The organism is Arthrobacter liuii (genome assembly GCF_014639275.1).
GTDB lineage: Bacteria > Actinomycetota > Actinomycetes > Actinomycetales > Micrococcaceae > Arthrobacter > Arthrobacter liuii.
Genome location: NZ_BMFW01000003.1, coordinates 276569 through 292546 on the forward strand (window position 1 = coordinate 276569; position 15978 = coordinate 292546).

Here is a 15978-nt window from a genome sequence, read left to right on the forward strand (position 1 = left end):
GGAAGGGCTGGGCGCGAACTGGATGGCCCTCACTCCCCGGCTGGAAGGCCTTCACTGTTCAACCGGGTGAGCATGAGGGCCTCTGCCAGGATGGCGTTGCGGAAGTCCCCGATATGCAGGGACTCGTTGGCACTGTGCGCACGTGAATCAGGGTCCTCCACCCCTGTGACCAGGATCTGCGCCTGGGGGTACAGCTCCGTCAGGTCGGCAATGAAGGGGATGGAACCGCCGATGCCGGTTTCCACGGCAGGAACGCCCCATGCCTCCCCCAGCGCCCACATCGCGATAGTCGCGGCAGCAGAGGACGTGTCGGTCTGGAAGGGGTTGCCGGCCTCCCCCGGGGTGAAAACGACCTTCGCCCCAAAGGGCGCATTGGCCTCCACGTGCCGGCGTACCGCGTCCATGGCCTCCGCGGGAACCTGTCCGGGTGCCAGCCGAAGGCTGAACTTTGCCCGTGCTCGTGGCAGGAGGGTATTGGACGCCACGTCCACGGCGGGCGCGTCGAAGCCGATGATCGACAGTGCCGGCTTGGTCCAGAGCCGCGAGGCGATGCTGCCCGTCCCGGCCAGCCGGACGCCGTCGAGCACTGACGCGTCGGCGCGGTAGTCCGCTTCCGGCACGTCCACGGCGGCGGTATCAGTGGCCACCAGGCCCTCGATGGCTACGTTCCCGTCGGCGTCGTGGAGCGTGGCGATCAGGCGGGAGAGCAGGGTGGGCGCATCCAGGACCGGACCGCCGTACATTCCGGAGTGCACAGCGTGTTCGAGGACCTGCACCTCGATGGTGCCGTCGACCAGGCCGCGCAGGCTGGTGGTCAGGGCCGGTACGCCGACCTTCCAGTTGCTGGAGTCGGCAACCACGATGGCGTCGGCCCGCAGCCGCTCACGGTTTGCCTCCAGGAATGCCCGGAACGTGGGAGACCCGGCTTCTTCCTCCCCTTCAATGAAGAAGGTCACGCCCAGCCCCAGGGAATCGGCGAGGACCTCCGAAACAGCCGCGTAGGCTGCAACGTGAGTCATGATGCCGGCTTTGTCGTCAGCGGCGCCCCGTCCATAGAGCCGTCCGTCCTTCTCGACGGCGGTGAAAGGCCGGGTTTCCCACAGGGACTCGTCGCCCACGGGCTGGACGTCATGGTGGGCATAGAGCAGGATGGTTGGTTTTCCTTCGCCGGCAGGACGGCGGGCGACGACGGCCGGCCCGCCTGGAGTGCCATCGGCCTTGTTAACGGACAGCACCTGGACATCACCAATCCCGGCACCCCGAAGGAGTTCCGCGACGGCCTCGGCGCTGCGTTCCAGGGGCGCGCGCCCAAAGCTGGGCCACGCGATTCCCGGGATGGCAACGAGTTCCTTGAGCCTCGCCAGCGTTTGGTCGAAGGAACGGTCTACGGCCGAACGGAGATCTTCCGTCCTGCCGGTAACCTCAGGGCCCGGTCCTGACGTGGTGATGGTGCTGTGCGGGGTGGCCGCGGGTGATGAAGTCATGGCAAAAACATTACCCCCGTCACATTCGGCTGCCGGCCAGTGCATCTGCGGGAGCAGGCAGCGGGCGGTCCGCTGCAAGGTATTCTGTTGAGGTGTTCGGACGTAGAAAAGAAGCGCCCTTGGCGCAGGAAACAATAGACCAGCAGGCAGCGGAGACAGCGGCGCGGCAGGACAGCACGGTGGGCAAGGGTGCGCCCACCCCCACCCGCAGGGCCCAGGAAGCCGCCCGCAAGCGCCCGCTGGTGCCCGAGGACCGCAAGGCGTCCAAGGCCGCCGAACGCCAGGCCGTCCAGGACCAGCGACTGAAGATGCGCCGCGCCCTGGACACCGGTGACGAGAAGTTCCTGCCGCTGCGTGACAAGGGTCCGCAGAAACGTTTTGCCCGTGACTTTGTGGACGCGCGCTTCAACCTTGGCGAGTACTTGATGTTCGGTGCGCTGGTCTTCGTCCTGGTGTCCCTGGTGGTCCCAGCCTCCAGCGACATGATGATCTACGTCCTTGGCGCGTTCTGGGTAATGTTCCTGGCAGTCTTCGTGGACGTCTTCATTCTCTCCCGCAAGCTCCGCAAGCGCCTGGCGGAGAAATTCGGCGAGGTGGAGCGCGGTACGGTCTGGTACGGTTCCATGCGGTCCCTGCAGTTCCGCAAACTGCGGCTGCCCAAGCCCCAGGTCCATCGCGGTCAGTATCCCGCCTGACCACTCATCGACCTTAAACATCAGAAACCCCGGCGGGATACCGCCGGGGTTTCTGATGTTGTAAGCGGGCACCGCACTTGCCGGGCGGTGAACCGCCGAAGCGTCAGGAGCGCCGGTTTTTTGCCAGCTGCCTGTTGATCCGTGCTGCCCAGAACGGTCCTTCATACAGGAAGGCGGTATAGCCCTGCACCAAGGTTGCGCCGGCGTCGAGCCTTGCCTGCACATCCTGGGCGGTTTCCACGCCGCCTACTGCCACCAGGGCCAGGGCGTCCCCGGTGACCTCCTTGAGCCGCTTCAGCACCTCAAGGGAACGCTGTTTGAGAGGGGCGCCGGACAGTCCGCCTGCACCACAGGCCTCCACCTTTTCCGCCGGTGAGGACAGTCCCGTCCGGGCGATAGTGGTGTTGGTGGCGATGATGCCGTCCAGTTTCAGGTCCAGCGCAAGGCGCGCGACGTCGTCGATGTCCTCGTCGCTGAGGTCGGGGGCGATCTTTACCAGGAGGGGTACGTGCCGTCCGGCTGCACGGTCAGCTTCCTGTCCCACGGCGGTCAGGAGCGGGCGGAGCGTTTCGACGTCCTGGAGCAGCCGCAGCCCCGGAGTGTTGGGGGAACTGACGTTTACCACCAGGTAGTCCGCGGCGGGTGCCAGGCTGCGGGCACTCACCAGGTAGTCGTCCACGGCGTCGGCAAGCTCCACCACCTTGGTTTTGCCGATGTTAACGCCGATGACCGGACGCACCGCCGGATAGCGTCGCTGAAGCGCGGCCCGCGCAGCCTTCAGCCGCGGCGCAACGGCCGAGGCGCCGTCGTTATTGAATCCCATCCGGTTGATGACGGCGCGATCCTGGACCAGGCGGAACAGCCGCGGCTTTTCATTGCCCGGCTGGGCCTGGCCGGTGATGGTGCCCACTTCGATGTGCCCAAACCCAAGGTCGGTGAGGGCCTCGATGCCGTGCCCCTCCTTATCGAAGCCGGCTGCCAGGCCGAACGGCGACGGAAAAGTAACGCCGAAGGCGGTGGTCTGCAGCGACGGAGCCGGAGCGGTCAGTTTCTGCAGGACCCTCCCTGCACCCGAAGCATGCGCGAGCCGAATGCCTTTGAATCCGATCTTGTGGGCGCGCTCGGCGTCCATCCATGAAAAGGCCAGCCTGAAGAAAGTGGGATATACGCGCATGCCTCCAGTTTCCCGTCTCCGGGGGCACCGAACCAAAACGGAGAAGCTGTTGAACCGAACGGGCGCACCCTGGCGTGCCGGTTTAGCATGGGGGCATGCAGTGGGAGGAGGACATCCTGGGCGGGGACTTCGAGTCCCACACCTACGCGGCCGCCGGATCCGACGGAGTGGAGCGGACCGCAACCCTGATACGCCTCCGGCCGAACCTGGACGCCGTCGGGGCCAACGACCGCCGCAAGGCTGTGCTCTTCCTGCACGGCTGGAGTGATTATTTCTTCAATGTGGACCTGGCGCGGTTCTGGGCCTCGGCCGGGTATGACTTCTTCGCCCTGGACATGCACAACCACGGACGGAGCCTCCGGCCCGAATCACCCGGCGGATATGTGGCCGACCTCGCCGCCTACGACGCCGAAATCGAAGAAGCATGCCGCGTCATCCGCGGGGCCGGTGCGTCAGGGCCGCTGGCGCTGATGGGCCATTCCACCGGAGGCCTCGTGGCAGCCCTGTGGACGAGCCGGCATCCACAGACTGTTTCACTGCTGATCCTCAACAGTCCCTGGCTGGAGATGCACGGGAGCTCGCTGGTGCGGCGGGCGGCGTCCAGCATGGTGCGGCCCGTGGCCCGGTTCCGGCCCCAGGCAATTCTCCGCCTCCCGGAGCGTGGCCACTACTGGCGCACCATCAGCAGCGCTGCCGACGGCGAGTGGCCGCTTGATGAGCGCTACCGCCCCCGCATGGCTTTCCCCGTGCGCGCGGGCTGGCTGAGGGCAGTGCTCGCCGGGCATGCCCGGGTTGCCCGCGGCCTGGAGATCGAAGCGCCGGTCTTGGTGCTGCTCTCCAAGGGCAGCGCGAACGGGCTTCTTTGGTCCGAGGAAATGCGCCGCACCGATGCCGTCCTGGACGTCAATACCATCAGCGCCCGGGCACTCACCCTGGGCCGCACGGTAACCGTGGAGAGGATCGATGGCGCCCTGCACGACGTCTTCCTCTCGCCAGAGCCGATTCGGGCCGATGCCTACTCACGGCTGGCCCGTTGGCTGCGGGCCTACGGGTGAGGCTACCTGTCGCGGGGATCTGCCGGAGCTTCAACCGAGGCAGCGGCGGCATCCACGGCGCCGCCGTACCGGCGGTCCCGCCGGGCATATTCCTCGACGGCGGCCCAGAGGGTCCGCCGGTCCACGTCCGGCCACAGGGTGTCCATGAAGACGAATTCTGCGTAGGCGGACTGCCAAAGCAGGAAGTTGGACAGCCGCTGCTCCCCTGAACTGCGCAGGAAAAGGTCCACATCAGGCAGATCGGGCTCGTCGAGGTATTTCTGGATGGTCCGCTCGGTAATGGCGCCAGGCTTCAGCTTGCCTGCCGCTACGTCGGCGGCAATAGCGGAAACGGCATCGGTAATTTCGGCGCGGCCGCCGTAATTAACACACATGGTCAAATTACAGGTGGCATTTGCGGCCGTGAACTCCTCGGCCTCCTCCAGCTCGCGGATGACCGAACCCCAGAGCCGTGGACGGCGGCCTGCCCAACGGATCCGCACTCCCCAGTCGTCCAGCTGGTTCCGCTGCCTTCGCAGCACGTCCTTGTTAAATCCCATGAGGAAGCGGACTTCCTCTGGTGACCTGCGCCAGTTCTCGGTGGAGAAGGCGTACACGCTGACATACTCGATTCCCAGCTCGATGGCACCTGCCATGACATCGAGTAGCGCGGGCTCCCCAGCCTTGTGCCCCTCAATCCGTGGCAGTCCCCGCTGGTTTGCCCAGCGGCCGTTACCGTCCATCACGATGGCAACATGCCGGGGAATGAACTCAGCCGGGATGGACGGTGCCACCGCACCGGAGGGGTGCGGGTAGGGTGCCAGCACCGGATGGGTGCGCCTGCGGGCCACGTTGTTCTTTTTTCCCAGGGCCACTGTCAGCTACGCTCCACATGTTTGAGGGATTTCAATACTCGTTCCAAATGCCACTGCAGGTACGCCGCCACCAGGCCCGCTGCTTCCTTGCGGTGCTGCGGCAAGGACGCGTCCGCCGTCGTCCAGTCCCCGGTCAGCAGGGCCGCCAACAGGACGACGGTACCGGCATCCGGGGCGGGTGACCCGGGCGGCCGGCACCGTGCACAGACCATGCCGCCCAGGGGCGCGGAGAAGGCCGTGTGCGGGCCCGGCATGCCGCAGCGGGAACAGTCGGTGAAGCTGGGCGCCCAGCCGCCGGTGGCCAGGGCACGCAGCAGGTAAGAATCCAGGATGAGGCCCGCGGCATGTTCGTCCCGGCTCAGCGCAGCGAGGGCTCCCACCAGCAGGTTGTACTGCGCGGTGCCGGCCTCGCCGTCGACGTCCGTCAGTTTCTCGGCCGTCTCGGTCATGGCGGCGGCAACCGTGTACCTGGCATAGTCCGCGGCGATGCTGCCGCCGTAGGCACCTTTTGCGACGGCCTGGGTAACGATATCCAGGGTACGGCCTGACACCAGCTGGAGGTCCGCCACCATGAAGGGCTCAAGCCGGGCACCGAATCGGCTGCTGGTGCGGCGCACCCCTTTGGCGACGGCGCGGACCTGTCCGTGGTGTTTTGTCAGGAGGGTGATGATCCTGTCCGCCTCGCCCAGCTTATGGGTACGGAGCACCACGGCGTCATCCCGGTACGCCCGGGAGGCAAAAGACTGTTGGACCACACTTTATCTTCCCATCCCGCCCGGCCGAACGCAGCCAGGCCGCGGTGGTGGCGCCGGTTGGACCCGGCGCCACCACCTGCAAATATCAGGCCTGGGCGTCCCGGATGGCACGGTTGACCGCTGAAATCACGGCCTTGAGCGATGACATGCTGGTGTTGGCATCAATGCCGACACCCCACAGGACCCGCTCCCCTACGGCGCATTCAACGTAGGCGGCGGCCGCTGCGTTGCCGCCTTCGGACAGCGCGTGCTCGCTGTAGTCCAGCACGCGGACGTCCACGCCGTCCTCGTGGAGGATGTTCAGCAGGGCCGCAATGGGACCGTTGCCGGTGCCGGTCCGGCTTACCTGGGCACCGTCTATGGTGAGCGAGGCGTGAAGCGTCATGCCGCCGTCGGCGTCTGTTTCAGTCTTGACCCCGCCCAGCGAGTAGCGTCCCCACTGCCCGTCGGACTGACCGGACGGCAGGTACTCGTCCTGGAAAATCTGCCAGAGCTGCGCGCCGCTGACCTCCCCGCCCACGGTGTCGGTGCGGCGCTGGATGACCCCGGAGAACTCGATCTGTGCGCGGCGCGGCAGGTCCAGGCTGTGCTCGTTCTTCAGCAGGTACGCCACACCGCCCTTGCCGGACTGGGAGTTCACGCGGATGACGGCCTCGTAGCTGCGGCCCAGGTCCTTGGGGTCAACAGGGAGGTATGGCACCTGCCAGGTGAAGTCGTCCACAGCCTTGCCGGCCGCGCCGGCATCCCGTTCCAGCGCTTCGAAGCCCTTCTTGATGGCGTCCTGGTGGGAACCCGAGAAAGCGGTGAACACCAGGTCGCCGCCGTACGGCGAACGTTCCGGAACCGGCAGCTGGTTGCAGTACTCCACGGTCCGGCGGACATCGTCGATATCGGAGAAGTCGATCATGGGGTCGATGCCCTGGACGAACAGGTTCAGGCCCAGGGTCACCAGGTCCACGTTTCCGGTACGCTCACCGTTGCCGAAGAGGCAGCCCTCGATGCGGTCCGCCCCGGCCATGTAGCCCAGTTCTGCGGCCGCAACCCCGGTTCCGCGGTCATTGTGCGGGTGCAGCGACAGGAGGATGCCTTCACGCGGGTGCAGGTGCCGGCTCATCCACTCGATGGAATCCGCGTAGACGTTGGGGGTAGCCATTTCCACCGTGGCGGGGAGGTTGATGATCACCTGGCGGTCCGCGGAAGCTTCGAAGACGTCAGCGACGGCATTGCACACCCGGACGGCGTACTCGAGCTCGGTGCCGGTAAAGGACTCCGGTGAGTACTCGTAGGTCACGTGCGTGTCCGCGAGGGTTTCCTCGTACTTCCTGCACAGGCGGGCGCCCTGCAGGGCGATGTCCAGGATGCCGTCTTCGTCCTGGTTGAAGACCACACGGCGCTGCAGTACGGAGGTGGAGTTGTAGAGGTGGACGATGGCCTGCTTGGCACCCACCAGGGACTCATAGGTCCGTTCAATCAGGTGTTCGCGTGCCTGCGTCAGGACCTGGATGGTGACGTCGTCCGGGATGTGGTTGCCCTCGATGAGCTGGCGGACGAAGTCGAAGTCCGTCTGTGAGGCGGACGGGAATCCCACCTCAATCTCCTTGTAGCCCATGCGGACCAGCAGGTCGAACATCTTCATTTTGCGGGCCGGGCTCATGGGGTCGATCAGGGCCTGGTTGCCGTCGCGCAGGTCCACCGCGCACCAGCGCGGGGCCTTGGTGATGACCTTGTCCGGCCAGGTGCGGTCTGGCAGCTCAACCTTGATCTGGTCCTGGAAGGGCGTGTACCGGTGGGCAGGCATTCCTGAGGGCTTTTGTGCGTTTCGCATGACGTTCGTGGCCTTTTCTATCGATCTTCATTGAAAGGGTGGCCGGGCAACACAAACTCCGCAGCGAGGGTGGGCCGTGCGCTAGATAGCGTCTGTGGCCTCGCCGCGGCAGCTAAGGAGAAGGAGCTCTGCACGCACTCTTTGAGGGTAACACGGGTGCGTAAGATGAAAGGGCACTACCGTCCGTAAAGTCCAGCATGCAGACGTCTCCGGTGTTCAGCCCGGCAGCGGCGTCCCAGCAAAAAGGAGTTGCAGTGCCCATTTCGGGGATCGATCTGACCACCATTGACCACACAGTCCGGCCGCAGGATGATCTTTACCAGCATGTCAACGGTGCGTGGCTGAAAGCCACTGAGATTCCCGATGACCGGCCCCTGGAGGGAACCTTCACCGCCCTTCGCGACGGGTCCGAGATCGCTGTCCGGGACATCATCGAGGAAGCGGCGGCCAAAGGCGAAGAAGCCAGCGGGATCGAACGGAAGATCGGGGACCTCTACAACAGCTTCATGGACGAAGCCACCGTTGAAGGCAAAGGGATGGAGCCCATCCGGGCGCGTCTCGCCGAGGTTTTCGCCACAGGATCGACCACGGAACTCATTGCCCTGGCGGGCCGCTTGTTCCGCGCGGACGTTGGTGGCCTCTTCTACATCTACCCAGCTCCCGATGCGGGCAACCCTGACCGGGTCCTGCTCTACACCGGGCAGGGCGGCCTTGGCCTTCCGGACGAGTCCTACTACCGGGACGAGAAGTTCGCCCCCATCGTGTCGGCCTACACGGAGCACGTGGAGAAGATGTTTGAACTGGCCGGGGTAGCCGATCCGCATGGTGCCGCGGCGCGGGTGGTGCAGCTCGAGACAAATCTCGCGTCCCACCACTGGGACAATGTCACGCTCCGGGATCCGCAAAAGACCTACAACCTGAAGACGGCGGATGAAGCCGCCGCGCTCTTCCCACTCCTGGCCACATGGTTCGAAGCCGCCGGAATCGACTCGGACAAGCGCGCGGAAATCGTGGTGAGCACCCCTGACTTCTTTACCGGTGCTGCTGGGCTCCTGGCTGAAGTCCCGCTGGACACCTGGCAGGAGTGGCTGGCCATGCGCGTCGTCAGCGCGGCCGCGCCTTACCTGTCCGCCGCATTCGTGGACACCAACTTCGCGTTCTACGGCACCGCCATCAGCGGCACTCCCCGCAACAAGGACCGGTGGAAGCGCGGCGTGGCCGTCGTCGAGGCCGGCCTCGGTGAAGCCGTGGGGCAGATCTACGTGGCACGGCATTTCCCTGAATCGCACAAGGCACGGATGCAGACCCTGGTGGCGAACCTCATCGAGGCGTACCGCCGCAGCATCAATGATGTGGTCTGGATGGGCGGGGACACCAAAGCCGAGGCCCTGCGCAAGCTGGAGGCCTTCCGCGCGAAGATCGGCTACCCGGACGAGTGGATTGACTACTCGGCCGTGGTTATCGACCCCGAAGATCTCCTGGGCAACGTCGAACGGGCGCACAATGCCGACGTCGACAGGCACCTGGATGAGGTGGGCAAGCCCGTGGACCGGAACAAGTGGCTGATGACGCCGCAGACCGTCAACGCCTACTACCACCCGATGATGAATGAGATTGTGTTCCCCGCAGCCATCCTGCAGCCGCCGTTCTTCACCGCCGATGCCGACGACGCCGTCAACTACGGCGGCATCGGTGCGGTGATCGGCCACGAGATTGGCCACGGTTTTGATGACCAGGGCTCACAGTTCGACGGCGGCGGAGCCCTTCGCAACTGGTGGACGGACCAGGACCGGCAGGCCTTCGAGGCGCTGACGGCTCGTCTCGTGGCGCAGTACGAGGCCCTCTCCCCCACGGCCGCGCCGGGTCACCACGTCAACGGCCGCCTCACTCTTGGGGAAAACATCGGCGACCTCGCAGGCCTCACCATTGCCTATAAGGCGTACCAGATAAGCCTCGATGGCGACGAGCCGGAGGTCCTGGACGGGCTGACCGGGCGGCAGCGTTTCTTCGCTTCCTGGGCTGCCGGTTGGCGCCAGGTCATCCGGCAGGAGGAGGCCATCCGGCGGCTTGCCACGGATCCCCACTCCCCCAATGAGTTCCGGACCAACGCCATCGCCAAGAACCTGGACTCATTCCACGAGGCATTCGATGTCACGGCGGAGGACGGCATGTGGATGCCGGCCGCGGAGCGGGTCACCATCTGGTAACTGGACAGCGAAATGGGCCCCGCATTTTGAAGGCGGGGCCCATCTTTCCTGCTGTCGCGGCGTTCACCCGCGGCGGGAAGCCATGCCGCTACTACCGCACGATAAGATCGGGATTAGCCTGCTGGCACACTTTGTCCCCTGCGGTCTGGTTGACAATGTCACTGGGCAAAGCGGCGGCAGCCCCGCCTCCGGCCCCGTAAGCAGTGCCGCTGGTGAAGTCGCTGCCGACGTAGACCTGCACACCAGTAACGGCCGGAGCCGGGATCATGAGGGTGGCAGGAACCCCCAGCAGCGCGGCGACATCGGCAGCAACATCTCCAAAGCCGTTGCCGTAATACACTGCCGTCTTGGCCACCGGCTGGGCGAGGAACTGACCGGTTTGCGTGAATCCCCCGGCAACCAACGCCTGGACGAGCTCCTGGGCACGGCCGTTGACACCACTTCCGTTGGCGACCGTTACGGGCTGGATGGCCTTGTTGTATTTCGGCACCGGCGGGGCCGTCTCCGTGGGGGCCGCCGACGGCGTTGCCGTTTCGCTGGGCGACGGCGTGGCGGGCGCGGTGGGATCAGTCAGGTCCACGTTCTTCCGCAGCGCCGAAAATAGCTGGGCACCCGCAGGTTCGGCGATGACCAGCCGGTTGGGGTCGACCGGCGCCGGCGTGGTGGGCACCGCCACAAACGCCACCTTGCTGATGTCGATGTCCTTGAGCCGGTTGCCGATGGTCAGCAGTGCGGGCACTGAAGCAAGCCCGTCATCCACTGTCAGGTTCTGGGTCACGACGTCGGCGATCTTCAACATCTTCGCGGGGTCGGACAACGTCCCCTCGTCCTTGATCTTGCGGGTCAGCGAGGACAGGAAGCTCTGCTGGGCCTTGATCCGGCCCAAGTCGCCGCCGTCGGCATACGCGTGGCGGGCTCGGAGGAAGGCAAGAGCCATTTCTCCCTGGACGGATGACGTTCCGGCGGGCAGCCGCAGGCGGGAATCCGGATCGTAAACGGCGTCGCTGATGCAGACGTCCACTCCCCCCACGGCATTGGACAGTTCCTTCACGGCGTTGAAGTCGGCCATCATGAAGTGGTCCACCTGCATGCCGGTGAGCTTGTTGACCGTGTCCACGGCGCAGCCGATGCCAGCCTCGCTCATGGCCTCATTGATCATGACACCGGTGCGGGCAGGGTAGTCCGTCTTGGTCTTCCTGTCCTTGCAGTCGGGAATGTCCACCAGCAGGTCGCGGGGAAAGCTGATGACGTTGACGCGCTTGTTGTCCTCGGAGATATCCATCAGCATCATCACGTCCGACTTGCCGTAGCCGGTGGAATCGTCGGCTGTCCCGTATTCGGAGTTTTTCCCGTCCCGTGTATCCGAACCGAGAATCAGGATCTGCAGCCGGCCCGTGGCGTCGTTCCCCGGGGCCTCGGTGCTTTCCCCGCCGGCATTCAGTGGCGCCTTGGAGATGTTGCCCTGGAGCCGGATGAACCAGAACCCGGCGAAGGCGATCGCTGCCACGAGCACCAGCGCCACGACGCCGGTGACGGCTTTCAGCCAAATCGGCATTCCGCGCAAGGGGCCAAGATGCCGGGCCGCACCGACGGCGCCGCCGTTCGCGTGGCGGGATACCGGTCCCGGTCCGGCTGACAGGTCAGCCTCGTTGTCGCGTTTATCGCGGCCTCGACCCACGTGGTGAACCTTCCTCTAAATACGAAATCCGGTCCATTTTAGTGGTCCAGACTGGGGAACTTGCCCGGCGCGCTCCAGCAGACGCCCTTTTCGGGGTCAGAAACCCAGTTTGACCAGCTGTTTCGGGTCGCGCTGCCAGTCTTTGGCCACCTTGACGTGGAGGTCCAGGTAGATGCGTGTGCCCAGGAGGGCTTCGATGCCTTTACGGGCGTTGGTGCCGACTTCGCGCAGGCGGCTTCCGCCTTTGCCAATGATGATGGCCTTCTGTGAGGGACGTTCGACGTAGAGGTTGACGCGCACGTCCAGCAACGGGTTGTCATCCGGCCGGTCCTCGCGGGGAACGATTTCCTCAACCACAACGGCGAGGGAGTGCGGAAGCTCGTCCCGGACCCCCTCCAGGGCTGCTTCGCGGATCAGTTCGGCCACCATGACCGCTTCGGGCTCGTCGGTCAGTTCGCCGTCCGGGTACAGGGGCGGCGACGGCGGCATGTGGCTGATCAGCACATCGGCCACCGTTTCCACCTGGAAACCGTCGGTGGCGGACACGGGAACGATGTCCTTCCAGCCGTCCTCCCCCATCACCTCCCGGCCAAGGGCGGCGACGGCGAGGAGCTGTTCCGTGAGGGCCTGCTTGTCCACCAGGTCCGCTTTGGTGACAATGGCGATCACCGGTTTGCGGCCGACGGCGGCAAGCTGGGCGGCGATGAACTTGTCGCCGGGTCCGATCTTCTCGTTGGCCGGCAGGCAGAATCCGATGGCGTCCACCTCGGCGAGGGTGTCCGCCACGAGGTCATTGAGGCGCTTGCCGAGCAGGGTCCGGGGACGGTGCAGCCCGGGCGTATCCACCAGGATCAGCTGGGCGTCGTCGCGGTGCACGATGCCGCGGATGGTGTGCCGCGTGGTCTGCGGCTTGGCGGAGGTGATGGCGACTTTCTTGCCTACCAGCGCGTTGGTCAGGGTCGACTTGCCCGCATTGGGCCTGCCAACCAGGATCGAGAACCCGGCGCGGAAGCCGCCAAAGTCGTCCGGTTCCGCAGCTTTACTTTTCTTGCTCACGTGGAACTCCCTGCTGGGTTGCTTCAGCCTCTTCCAGGAGGCCTTCAAGGTCAGTTTCTACTCTTGGTATGGGCGCCGCAATGATGTGGCTGACCCGGTTTCGCCGGCCTTCCAAGCGGTCCGCCCGCAGCGATACGCCCTGCACTTCCACGGCGCTGCCCACGATGGGGACGCGGCCCAGCGCCTTGGCGAGGAGGCCGCCGACGGTGTCCACCTCGTCGTCGTCGATTTCCAGGTCGAAGAGCTCGCCGAGATCATCGATGCCCATCCGGGCGCTGACCCGGTAGGAGCCGTCACCGAGCGCCACGGCTTCCGCACTCTCGGTGTCGTACTCGTCCACGATCTCGCCCACGATCTCCTCGATCAGGTCCTCGAGGGTCACCAGGCCGGCAGTGCCGCCGTACTCGTCGATCACGATGGCCACGTGTGTGGACTCCTTCTGCAGTTCGCGCAGGAGGTCGCTGACGGGTTTCGACTCCGGCACGTAGCGGACCTCGCGTGCCAGCGACTCCACCAGGGGCGGCGCCTGGTCCGCTCCCAGCTGGTGGATGACGGCTGCCACGTCCTTCAGGTAGACGATGCCGAGGATATGGTCAGTGTTCTCGTTGATGACCGGAATCCGCGAGTATCCCGAGCGCAGGAACAGGGACATCGCCTGGTGAAGGCTTGAACCGGCGTCGATGCTGACGATGTCCGTCCTGGGAACCATGACGGCGCGTACCAGGGTGTCGCCGAAGTCGAACACCGACTGGATCATCTCGGCTTCGGTGTCCTCGATCATGTCCGACTCACTGGCCCGGTCCACAAGTTCCCGGAACTCCTGTTCACTGAAGAACGCGTCGTCCCCGCCGGGCGCCCCCGGAGCCGCCGAACTTCCCAAAGCCACCAGCCAGCCCGGGATGGGCCCCAGCACACTTGTAAGGAAGCGGACCATTGGCGCCGTGAAGCGGACCACCGCTGTGGAGTGCAGCCTCCCGAGCTGCCTGGGGGAAACGCCCACGATCACGAAGCCCAGGACGGCCATGATGCCGGTGGCCACCAGGCCGGCGAGCCAAACGTTGTCCACCAGGCTTGCGATCAGGACGGCGACGGCCACCGCCGAGGCCATCTCAAACCAAACCCGCCAAAACCGCAGGGCGCGGGTGTGGGCAACGGGTCCGGCAAGGATGCGGCGCATGGCGGTGCCGCGGCCCCTGTGGAGCGCCTCTTCAGCGTCGTGCCGTGGAAGGAAACTGAAGGCGGCCTCAGCCGCCGTCAGCAGGGCCGCGACGGCAAGGAAAACCAATGCCACCGCGGCCAGGAGCAGTTGCGTCACTGGGTTGTCTCGGCAGGTGCTTCTTTGCCGGTGAAGCCGGACAGGAGTTCCCGCTGGAGCCCGAACATCTCCGCCTTCTCTTCGGGTTCGGCATGGTCGTAGCCCAGCAGGTGCAGGATGCCGTGCGTGGTGAGCAGCAGCATCTCGTCCTGGAGCGAGTGGCCGGCGTTTTTGGCCTGGACCTTGGCCACCTGGGGGCAGATGGCGATATCCCCGAGCATGCCTTGGGGCGTGGGCCGGCCGGGGGTTCCCGGAGTCAGCTCGTCCATGGGAACAGAGAGCACGTCTGTTGCACCCGGTTCGTCCATCAGTTCGATGTGCAGCTTCTCCATGGCCGGTTCATCCACCAGGAGGATGGACAGTTCGGCCTGCGGATGGATGTATAGCTGCTCGAAGATGTACCGCGACAGGGCCACGAGCCCGGACTCCTCCACCTCGACGCCGGACTCGTTGTTCACCTCGATGCTCACGCGTGTTCCCCCCGCTTTTCCCTGCTTGCTGAATGCTTGACCCGGTTCCGCTGGACTTCATCCCAGAGGCTGTACGCGTTGACGATGTCCCCCACCAGGCGGTGCCGTACGACGTCTGCTGCGTCCAGGACAGAGAAGCTGACGCCCTCGATGCCCTGCAGGATTTCCTCCACGATCCGCAGCCCGGACCGGGTCCCAAAGGGCAGGTCCACTTGGGTGACGTCGCCGGTGACCACCATCTTGGATCCGAAGCCGAGCCGGGTGAGGAACATCTTCATCTGTTCCGGCGTGGTGTTCTGGGCCTCGTCGAGGATGATGAAGGCGTCGTTCAGGGTCCGGCCGCGCATGTAGGCAAGCGGAGCCACTTCGATGGTCCCGGCCGCCATGAGCCGCGGGATGGATTCGGGGTCCATCATGTCGTGCAGGGCGTCATAAAGCGGGCGCAGGTAGGGATCGATCTTGTCGCTTAGAGTACCGGGCAGGAATCCCAGCCGCTCCCCCGCTTCTACCGCCGGCCGCGTCAAGATGATCCGGCTGACTTCCTTTTGCTGTAGCGCCTGGACGGCTTTTGCCATGGCCAAGTACGTCTTGCCCGTACCGGCGGGACCGATGCCGAAGATCACCGTGTTGGCGTCGATGGCGTCAACGTAGGTCTTCTGGTTCAGCGTTTTGGGCCGGATGGTCCTGCCGCGGCTGGAGAGGATGTCGTGCGTGAGCACATCCACGGGGTTCTGCAGTGACTGGGTCCGCAGGAGGGCCACCAGTTGCTGCAGCACCGCGGGCGTGATGACAGTGCCGCGGGCCACCAGGCCACGGACCTCCTGGAGGAGCCGCATGATCCGGGGTACGTCACTGGAGGGGCCGCTGATGGACAGTTCATTGCCGCGGGCATGGAAGTTGACGTCCGGGAACTGCTGTTCGATGAAGCGCAGCGCCTCATCATGGCTGCCAAGTGATTGAACCATCTGGTCGGAGTTCTCAAAGAGGACTACTTCGGTCCGGGTGCCGGGCAGGGAGTGCGGGAATTCCCCTGGACTGCCTTCGCCCGTGTTGAGCCGGCGCTTACCATTCGCTGATTCAGTCATGGTGCTGGCCCGCAGGCCTGTGGTCCCCTCGAAGTGCGACATCTTTTGTTTGCTTTGGCTGATGCCGGCGCCCGTTGAACGGTGCTCCTTGCCCAGCGATCCCTTTATCTTACGCCAGCCCCCGCCCCTGCCGGATAACCAGCCGCCGTGGACAACGCAAAAGGCGCCTCAAAAAGGGGGCTCTATTCGGCCGTTAGGTATCAACTTCATATCGGCCGCATATCGTTCCCGTTGCAGTTGCGCGCCAGGTGGCAAAAGTGCGGTGGAGGGGCTGCGCCGCTGTGCCATGCTGGAAATCCAGCATCTGCTGGAACACCAGGCCGCA

General features: G+C 65.1%; 13 protein-coding genes. 3 read left to right on the forward strand and 10 right to left on the reverse strand.

Going from position 1 to position 15978, the window contains the following annotated elements; translation table 11 throughout:
- Nucleotides 1–29: 29 nt before the first annotated feature.
- Entirely contained in the window at nucleotides 30–1484 is a 1455-nt protein-coding gene (locus tag IEW19_RS05230) for a dipeptidase (protein ID WP_188570610.1), read from the reverse strand.
- A 92-nt stretch (nucleotides 1485–1576) separates the two neighbouring features.
- On the opposite strand from IEW19_RS05230, the gene IEW19_RS05235 reads away from it, so the two are divergent.
- Entirely contained in the window at nucleotides 1577–2179 is a 603-nt protein-coding gene (locus IEW19_RS05235; RefSeq protein ID WP_188570611.1) for a DUF3043 domain-containing protein, read from the forward strand.
- Nucleotides 2180–2282: 103 nt separating this feature from the next.
- On the opposite strand, the gene IEW19_RS05240 is transcribed toward IEW19_RS05235, so the two are convergent.
- Complete coding sequence (locus tag IEW19_RS05240) at nucleotides 2283–3353, reverse strand: quinone-dependent dihydroorotate dehydrogenase (protein WP_188570612.1); 1071 nt, start codon at nucleotides 3351–3353, stop codon at nucleotides 2283–2285.
- 95 nt (nucleotides 3354–3448) lie between these two features.
- Between IEW19_RS05240 and IEW19_RS05245 the strand changes: the two genes are divergently transcribed.
- Nucleotides 3449–4408 carry an alpha/beta hydrolase gene (locus IEW19_RS05245; RefSeq protein WP_188570613.1) on the forward strand — a complete coding sequence of 320 codons (960 nt, stop codon included), beginning with the start codon at nucleotides 3449–3451 and terminating at the stop codon, nucleotides 4406–4408.
- 2 nt (nucleotides 4409–4410) lie between these two features.
- Here IEW19_RS05245 and IEW19_RS05250 read toward each other — a convergent pair whose 3' ends face one another.
- From IEW19_RS05250 to leuA, 3 genes are all read right to left on the reverse strand, one after another.
- On the reverse strand, nucleotides 4411–5262 hold the full coding sequence (locus IEW19_RS05250; protein ID WP_188570614.1) for an isoprenyl transferase: 852 nt from the start codon (nucleotides 5260–5262) through the stop codon (nucleotides 4411–4413).
- Between the two features lie 2 nt (nucleotides 5263–5264).
- Nucleotides 5265–6017 (reverse strand): DNA repair protein RecO, encoded by a 753-nt coding sequence (gene recO / locus IEW19_RS05255; RefSeq protein WP_188570615.1) that lies wholly within the window; start codon nucleotides 6015–6017, stop codon nucleotides 5265–5267.
- An 85-nt stretch (nucleotides 6018–6102) separates the two neighbouring features.
- A complete protein-coding gene (leuA, locus tag IEW19_RS05260) occupies nucleotides 6103–7842 on the reverse strand; it encodes a 2-isopropylmalate synthase (RefSeq protein ID WP_188570616.1) in 1740 nt (579 codons plus the stop codon).
- Nucleotides 7843–8096: 254 nt separating this feature from the next.
- Between leuA and IEW19_RS05265 the strand changes: the two genes are divergently transcribed.
- Complete coding sequence (locus tag IEW19_RS05265) at nucleotides 8097–10049, forward strand: M13 family metallopeptidase (protein WP_308419981.1); 1953 nt, start codon at nucleotides 8097–8099, stop codon at nucleotides 10047–10049.
- A 91-nt stretch (nucleotides 10050–10140) separates the two neighbouring features.
- Here IEW19_RS05265 and IEW19_RS05270 read toward each other — a convergent pair whose 3' ends face one another.
- The 5 genes from IEW19_RS05270 to IEW19_RS05290 all read right to left on the reverse strand — a co-directional run bounded on the left by IEW19_RS05270 (nucleotide 10141) and on the right by IEW19_RS05290 (nucleotide 15653).
- Nucleotides 10141–11727: an LCP family protein gene (locus tag IEW19_RS05270; RefSeq protein WP_188570618.1), complete on the reverse strand. Its 1587-nt coding sequence runs from the start codon at nucleotides 11725–11727 to the stop codon at nucleotides 10141–10143.
- A 96-nt stretch (nucleotides 11728–11823) separates the two neighbouring features.
- A complete protein-coding gene (era, locus tag IEW19_RS05275) occupies nucleotides 11824–12783 on the reverse strand; it encodes a GTPase Era (protein WP_188570619.1) in 960 nt (319 codons plus the stop codon).
- Nucleotides 12767–14098, reverse strand: a complete 1332-nt coding sequence (locus IEW19_RS05280) for a hemolysin family protein (RefSeq protein ID WP_188570620.1) — start codon at nucleotides 14096–14098, stop codon at nucleotides 12767–12769. The genes era and IEW19_RS05280 overlap by 17 nt, the downstream gene beginning before the upstream one ends.
- Nucleotides 14095–14568, reverse strand: coding sequence for an rRNA maturation RNase YbeY (gene ybeY / locus IEW19_RS05285; RefSeq protein WP_188570621.1), 474 nt, complete (start codon nucleotides 14566–14568; stop codon nucleotides 14095–14097). The genes IEW19_RS05280 and ybeY overlap by 4 nt, the downstream gene beginning before the upstream one ends.
- Nucleotides 14565–15653, reverse strand: coding sequence for a PhoH family protein (locus tag IEW19_RS05290; protein WP_188570734.1), 1089 nt, complete (start codon nucleotides 15651–15653; stop codon nucleotides 14565–14567). The genes ybeY and IEW19_RS05290 overlap by 4 nt, the downstream gene beginning before the upstream one ends.
- Nucleotides 15654–15978: the final 325 nt, after the last annotated feature.